Genomic DNA, 5,243 nt, shown 5'->3' on the forward strand with positions numbered 1-5,243 from the left:
TTTCTTGTGAACATTTGATAATTTAAGTATGCAGCTGACCTAAGCCAGCCGGCACCTTCATCAAACGCCCACACTTATCGACTGTTGATTGTTAAAGAACTCTTGTTCTGTACTACCTTGCTGCCTGATTACGAAGCGTTGTGTTCGTCAGCAGCAGAGAAGTGAGATTATGCAGTGTTTCGCGTTTCTCGTCAACCCCTCGTTCGCTTCGTTTCAGATTTCTCTGTCGAGCTTGTTATCGTAAGCACTTGATTACGTTAACGTTTTTGCTCGAACCGAAGCGGACGCGAACTATAGCAAAGCCTGCGGCCACTTGCAAGCCCTTCGTCAACGGGACGCAGGAACAAGTTCGATGCGCTGCCGCGCCGCCTTTTCCACCGCCGGCCGCGAGTACAGCAGCGGGAAGTACTTCCCTTCCGACCAGCTGGCAGCCAGGTCGCGGTAGTGCGGACTGGATGGATCGCCCGACTGCCCCGGCGTATTGATGGCGCGTGAATTGTCCCAGTTGCCCACATCAAGCACCATCCGGAACGATGGCCCGTGCACCTGCCAGAAGCTGTTCGGGTGATAGCTCGACACGTTCACCGTATAAGGGCCGCCTCCGCGCGGCAGCGGCCCGACGTTCACTTGTGCATGGTCGGCCCGGTCCAGGATCGCCGCCATCGGGTGTACGAAGTAGCTGAAGTGCAGTTTGCCCCATTGCCAGCGCGACGGATCCGGCCCCTGCAGCGTCGCCATGTCGGCCCAAGCCCGGCCGAGGCTGGCCAGCAGGACCTCGTTGCGCTTGCGGACCGCATCCGTACCGAAGCGCTGCGCCGGCTGCTCGAGCGATTCGAGCAGGACGCTCGCGTGCGGGGCGTCGATCGCCTCCGCTGCGGCCGGCGCCAGCACCGCGGCCTTGAGCGCATTGCCGAGGTGACGCGACCACCATACCTCGTACAGTGCAGCCGCCGCGGAAGCCGCGCCCTCCTCGCCATCCCATCCGGACAGCAGACGCAGTGCGGCCTGGGTGTCCGGATCCGGCGAAGACAGCGGCTTGAGCAGGGCTACCAGGCGGCGCGCGTTGAGCGACACCACATCGTTCTGCAGGCGCTGCATGTCTTCCATGCTCGCCTTCGGCGTCGCCGACAGTACCTGCGCGATGCGCCGTGCCCGCGCGTTGTCCGGCCATTCGAAGCCGAGCTTGTGCTCCCGGTACGGAAAGCCGGCCGGCAGGTTCATCTCGTTGGCCGAGGCGAACCAGCCCTGCTTCGGGTTGAGCACATAGGGCAGCCTGGCGCCGTCGAGGAAGCCCTTCCACTCGTAGCGGCCATCGCCCGGCACCGGCATCAGTCCGTCCCAGTTCGGGCGCACCGGGGCCAGGCCGCCGGTCACCCAGCCGATGTTGCCCGAAGTGTCGGCATATACCTGGTTTTCGGTCGGCGCGCCCCAGCGCGCCATCGCGCGGCGGAATTGCGTGAAGTCCTGCGCCTTCATGTAGTCGATGCTGCCGAAGTACGGCGCCATGCCGGGCGCGGTCCATGCGGTGCGGACCGCGAGCGCGCGCCGCTTGCCGGCATCCTGGTGGATGACCGGGCCATGGCGGGTAAAGCGCAGCGCGACCGTCTTCGCGGGCCGGCCGCGTACCTCGACCGTTTCCCGCAGCACGCGGAAGTCTTCCCAGCGGCCCTGGTAGCGGTACTGGTTCGGATTCGCCGGATTGGTCTCGTAGACGTACAGGTCTTCCTGGTCGATGCTGAAGATGGTGAGTCCGAAGGCGACCTTGCCGTTATGGCCGATCGATACGCCCGGCAATGCCGGCTCCCCTGCCCCGATCACGTCCAGGCCGGGCGCGCTGAGGTGCACGATGTAGCGCAGCGAAGGCGCCCCATAGGCGCGGTGGGGATCGTTGGCCAGGATCGGGCGGCCGGTCGTCGTGCGCGAAGGCGCGACCACCCAGTTATTGCTGCCCTCGAGGGTTTCCTCGTTCGGCGCTGCGCGCGATGCCAGCACCGCCTGGCGGTCGAAGCGCACGTTCTCGGTGGCGAGCGTGAAGATGTCGAGCGCATCGTCGGGCAGGCAGGGGTCGAGCCCTTCCGGCACGCGCGGCGTCCAGCTTGGGGACAGTTGCGCGCGCACCGCATCGGCCGCCAGTCCGGCGCGGCAGACCACCCGCGCGCGCGCAAACTCCTGGGTCAGGTTGCGTGTCAGCCCATGGCTGCGGATGCGCACCACATCCTCGGGCTTCCACTTGGCCGGCTGGTAGCCGAGCCGGCGGAATTCGAAGGGCAGCAGCTCCGGCTTGAGGGCGATGGTGTCGATATAGGCGTTGATGCCGGCAACGAAGCGCGCACTGGTGCGTTGCGCGTCCTTGCCGTAGGCTGCCCATTCCCGGGCCATGCTGCCGCGGTACAGGAACAGGCGCGCGGCGCGGTCCTGTTCCAGGTAGGAAGGGCCGAATACCGAGGCCAGTTGGCCCAGCCCGCGGCGGCGCCACAGGTCGATCTGGAACAGGCGGTCACGCGCGGCATTGAAGCCCTGGACGAAGAAGGCGTCATCCTGGCTGGCAGCGTAGATGTGCGGGACGCCCCACTGGTCGACCAGGATGCGCGCCGGCTTGCCGAGGCCGGCCACCTTTACCGGCTGGTCCGCAGCTGCTGCCGGCATCAGCGCGGCGCCGGCCAGCAGCGCCGCGCCGATCCGGAACGCCGCCCTCACGCGGCCGTCGCCGCGGCGGGCATGGTCGCCGGCTCCCGGATGCGCAGCGGCGGAATCTGCCAATAGGTCACCGCGCGCCAGAGCCATTCCATCGGCCCATAGCGGAAGCGCGACAGCCACACATGGCTGAACACGATCTGGAACGCAGCGAGCAGCGCGACGAACAGCATCTGGTCGACGCGCGAGACGCCCCAGTTCCCGAAGCCGTAGCCGAAGAAGAAGGTGGACGCGACCAGCGACTGCATCAGGTAGTTGGTCAGGGCCATGCGACCGAACGGTGCCAGCACGCTCACCTTGTTCAGCGGTGAAGCGCTGTACAGCATCAGGATCACCAGGCTGACATAGCCGAGCGAGGCCGGCAGGTTGCCGAGCATCTGCAGGCCCGAGGCGAACTGGAAGCCGTCGGCGCCGCGCGAACCCGGCACCGCATGCATGGCGATCGTCGAACCGAGCACGCCCATCCCGATGCCGAGCGGGAGACCGAACATGGCCAGCTTGCGGAACAGCGGCAGGTTGGCCTGTACACTTTCCATGACGCCGGAGCGGACGAACCAGGTACCGATCAGGAACATGCCGATCAGGATGGTGGCGAAGCCGACTTCGCCGGCCGCCTGCTCGGCGAAACCTTTGGCGCGCAATGCCACCGCTTCGCCGTAGCTTCCCTTGCTGAGCACCGCGGTTTCCTTTGCGATGCGCTCCTGGCGCTCCTTCAGGTTTTTCGCGCGATCGGCGCTTTGCTTCTTCTGCTTTTCGGCCTGAGCCTTGGTCGCGACCACGGGCGGCTTCTCGGGGAAGTAGTACATCGAGGCGCCCGCACCGGTCATCATGAGGAAGGAGAAGCAGTAGATGCCGACGCCGATCCGCCATGGACGGGCGGCCCGGTCCGCATGGTAGCGCCGCGTCAGGAGGCCGAGGACGATCAGCGCAGCGCCGAGCATCGGCAGGCCGAAGCGGGCTGGCGGCGGCATGTCGGGCAGGGCCCAGCACACGGCGCCGGCGATGACGGCGATCGTCCCGGCCAGCATCAGTACAAAGGCGCTGGCCAGGGGCTTGCCGAAATAGGAAATACGCTGCTCGCCACGCAGCCACCAGGCGACGAAGCCGAAGAAGGCCAGTCCTCCGGCGATGCCGAACAACCAATCCATGCCCGGGATGAAGCCGCAGCCGGCGCACATGAGCATCGCGAGCAGGATCCATTTGGCCCGGCCATACAGGACGATCAGCAAGGCGGTCGCGGCGACGGCGTAGCTGAACAGGATGTCGCCGGAGAACAGGAAGATGTGGTGCAGCGCGCCGAATACCGCCAGCGCGGCGATGCGGCGCATGTAGGGGACCAGGAAGCTGCGCCCGGCGCGCTCGGCACGGGTCAGCATGACGGCAAAGCCCATGCCGAACAGGAGCGAGAAGATGGTCCAGAATTTGCCGACCACGAAGTACTGGACGAAGTAGCTGACCCAGAAATTGGCGCCGCTCAGGCCCGGCTGCATCCCGGAGCCCAACTGCGCGGTGGCGCGGTTGAAGAACTCGACATTCATCATGAGGATGCCGATGAGGGCGAATCCCCGTACGACGTCGAGCGCCTGGATGCGTTCATCGCTGGCGACCGGCTTCAGCGCGGTCCTGACTGGTGGTCTATCCATGACACTCCCCTTCTGGTTGTGATTCTGGATCGTAGTCCGGAAGCTTGACGGGCTGTTTCGCTGTGCGACGAAATGCCGGAATGGGCCGATGAACTGCATTTGCGGACACCAATATGCCCAGCGCATGCGCGCTGCCGACCGACTCGGCGGCCGCATCGCTTGCAATTAGCTAGTACGCGATCTATATTGGGACGATGAAACCGACTGCCCCCCCTCCCGCTTCGGCGCCGGCGCTGAATGACCAGCTCTGCTTCGCGCTGTACTCGACTTCGCTGGCCATGATGCGCATCTATCGCGGCCTGCTACCCAAGCTTGGGCTGACGTATCCGCAGTATCTCGTGATGATGGTGTTGTGGGAGCAGGATCAGCTGACGGTGTCCGATATCGGCGAGCGTCTTTTCCTGGATTCCGCCACCCTGACGCCGCTGCTCAAGCGCATGGAAGCGCAGGGACTGGTAGCGCGGGAGCGTGCCCGTCACGACGAGCGGCAAGTCATCGTCAGCCTGACCGAGCAAGGTCAGGCGCTGCGCCAGGATGCGGCGGCGCTACTGCCGGAGATCCTCGGTGCGACCAAGTGCTCGGTGGACGAGATCACGGGCTTGCGCGATCAGTTGGTCGCATTGCGCAAGAAGCTGAACGACAGCGCGGGCTTATAAGCGCGCATTCCGGGCCACTAATGAGGTACGCGCGGAGCTTCGGCTCCGTTTTTTTATGCGTACAGACGCAAAAAATCCCGCTCAGGCCAAGGATGCGCAGTGCGCATCCGGGCGGCGGGCTGGGCTTTGTACAAAGCAAAAAACCCCACCAGGATCACCTGGTGGGGTTTTTCATATAACTAGCCTGACGATAACCTACTTTCACACTGGTTGCAGCACTATCATCGGCGCAAAGTCGTTTCACGGTCCT

Annotated in this window: 3 protein-coding genes; 1 reads left to right on the top strand and 2 read right to left on the bottom strand. The window is 64.8% G+C overall.

Going from position 1 to position 5,243, the window contains the following annotated elements; translation table 11 throughout:
* Window positions 1-327: 327 nt before the first annotated feature.
* Both AB3347_RS25750 and AB3347_RS25755 read right to left on the bottom strand, forming a co-directional pair.
* Window positions 328-2,646 carry a penicillin acylase family protein gene (locus AB3347_RS25750; RefSeq protein WP_369094508.1) on the bottom strand — a complete coding sequence of 773 codons (2,319 nt, stop codon included), beginning with the start codon at window positions 2,644-2,646 and terminating at the stop codon, window positions 328-330.
* A gap of 47 nt (window positions 2,647-2,693) precedes the next feature.
* Entirely contained in the window at window positions 2,694-4,337 is a 1,644-nt protein-coding gene (locus AB3347_RS25755) for a DUF418 domain-containing protein (protein WP_369094506.1), read from the bottom strand.
* A gap of 194 nt (window positions 4,338-4,531) precedes the next feature.
* Here AB3347_RS25755 and AB3347_RS25760 point away from each other — a divergent pair, with 194 nt between their 5' ends.
* Window positions 4,532-4,993, top strand: coding sequence for a MarR family winged helix-turn-helix transcriptional regulator (locus AB3347_RS25760; RefSeq protein ID WP_369094507.1), 462 nt, complete (start codon window positions 4,532-4,534; stop codon window positions 4,991-4,993).
* Window positions 4,994-5,243 lie beyond the last annotated feature (250 nt).

The organism is Massilia sp. X63 (assembly GCF_041023745.1).
GTDB lineage: Bacteria > Pseudomonadota > Gammaproteobacteria > Burkholderiales > Burkholderiaceae_D > Telluria.